The following is a 2,118-nucleotide window of genomic DNA, read 5'->3' as shown; positions in this document are numbered from 1 at the left end:
AGATGAAATAGATAATTTTATTTTAAAAAGAGATGAATATTTAAAATCAAAAGAACGTGATTTTGTCGAAAAAATGACTATTATCTATGCAATTACTCAATGAGATTGATCTCATTACAGTTTAGCCCAAACCAACAAATTACTGCAATAGCTTCCCTCGCCATAGGCATCGCCATTAAAAATTAATCCGACGATAGATTTCAGACAGAGGAAGTTCCAAATTATTTAAACTATGGAGAACAATTGAGCCATCAATACTATCGCAAACTTGCCATTCCCAGCGATCGTTGCTGTTGGGATCGAGGTTATGATATTGCTCAACATAGGGTTCAATTTGGCTGACAATCAGATATTCACGAAAACTGGGAAGAGAGCGATATTTTCTGAACTTTTCACCTCTATCGTAGGCTTCAGTAGAGGGAGATAATACTTCAACAATTAGTAGAGGATTGAGAATTTCATCAGTGCGCTCGCCATGGAATTCTGGTTCACCATCGATTACGAAAACATCGGCATAAGTGCCGTGATTGAAGCTGGGAATCCAGATTCGCAAATCCCCATTATAAGTTTGAAAGTTGGTGTCTCGGAGATTCAGGTTGAGAAAGGTAGTCATATCTACAGCAATACGGCTGTGGGCGGGGGAACCTCCGGGCATAGTAATTATCTCTCCGTTGCAGTATTCATGGCGCTCCTCGGCGGTTTCTTCAATCGCCCGATACTCGTCTGGGGTAAGGCGAGTGGTTGTCGTATCTGAAGTAAGGTTTGGCGGGCTAGTTTGGGCAATCATATCACGCCTCCTGAATAATTGGATTTGAAACTATTATGACATAGAGCGCGAATCCAGGGTTATTCTGTAGAAGCTATCCCAGTCTATTTTAACTGTACCAAATAGATTCGATATTTTTGGCGATCGCATTTAATTCACTTCTGAGTTGGGAGTCACATCTTACTGTAACGTGACCTAATTTTCTGCCGCGACGAGATTCGGTTTTCCCGTACCAATGGACAAATGTTTCTGGCAAATTCGCTAGTTTTTGTCGTTTCTCTATATAGTCGTTTTGGGAGGTTTCGTAACCTAATAGATTTACCATCACTGCCCCCTGACAATTAAGAGCAGTATTTCCTAATGGTAATCCGGCGACACTGCGTAAGTGGTTTTCAAACTGAGATGTTTCGCAAGCATCAATGGTAAAATGTCCGGAATTGTGGGTGCGAGGTGATACTTCGTTCACCAATACTTTGCCGTTGGTGGTGAGAAATAGTTCAATTCCAAAAATACCTACCACTTCCAGACTGGTGAGAATGGTATTTGCGATCGCGTTAATTTCTACTACTAATTCTGGACTAATTTCTGCGGGGACTAATACTCGGCGGCAAACTTGTTCTTCCTGTTGTGTTTCGACTACTGGGTAGACTACCACTTCTCCTGTCAACCCACGAGCCGCTACTACGGCTAACTCTCGCTCAAAGGGAATAAATTCTTCTAATAAAACGGGGTTTTTTCCTAGCTTTTGCCAGGTTTTTTCTAAACTATCTCGATCTTTAATAATAAAGGTTCCTTGCCCGTCATATCCGTTACGTCGTGCTTTGATTACGATCGGAAATTTTAATTCATTCAGACTTTTTTCCTCGCTAGATAATCCACTATTAATTGTTTCTCCTGCCCATGTCGTAAACTGGGGTTGAGGTATGCCAATTTTTTCTAGATATAAACGTTGATCGTATTTATCTAATAGTGGTGCTAAAGCTTCTAGTCTGGGGCGAAAGCAGATACTTTTTTCTGCTAATTCCTTCAAGGCTTCTAGGTTAATGAATTCATTCTCAAATGTAATAATATCGCAGTAACTTGCTAACTTAGCTGTGGCTACAGGATCGTCAATTGGAGCTAAAATAGTATCAGTAGCAATAGTAACTGCTGGATCTGTGGGATTGGGTGTTTGAATGACGAGTTCAATTCCTAATTTATGGGCTGGATTACCCATCATCCACGCGAGTTGTCCTCCACCAATAATGCCAATTCGTTTCAAAGCAATATCCAATGTCATTTGTTGTTGGTTGTTTGTTGTTGGTTGTTGGTTATTAGTTGTTGGTTGTTGGTTGTTGGTTATTAGTTATTAG

Annotated in this window: 2 protein-coding genes; both read right to left on the bottom strand. The window is 40.5% G+C overall.

Features of this window, described 5'->3' with window-relative positions:
- Positions 1–175: 175 nt before the first annotated feature.
- Positions 176–787 carry a Uma2 family endonuclease gene (locus NJ959_RS28865; protein ID WP_254015203.1) on the bottom strand — a complete coding sequence of 204 codons (612 nt, stop codon included), beginning with the start codon at positions 785–787 and terminating at the stop codon, positions 176–178.
- Positions 788–875: 88 nt separating this feature from the next.
- Complete coding sequence (locus NJ959_RS28860) at positions 876–2,045, bottom strand: 5-(carboxyamino)imidazole ribonucleotide synthase (RefSeq protein ID WP_254015202.1); 1,170 nt, start codon at positions 2,043–2,045, stop codon at positions 876–878.
- Positions 2,046–2,118 lie beyond the last annotated feature (73 nt).

Source organism: Limnofasciculus baicalensis BBK-W-15, from assembly GCF_024178385.1.
In the GTDB taxonomy this organism is placed as follows: Bacteria; Cyanobacteriota; Cyanobacteriia; order Cyanobacteriales; family Coleofasciculaceae; genus Limnofasciculus; species Limnofasciculus baicalensis.
This window is presented reverse-complemented; position numbering and strand designations above follow the sequence as displayed.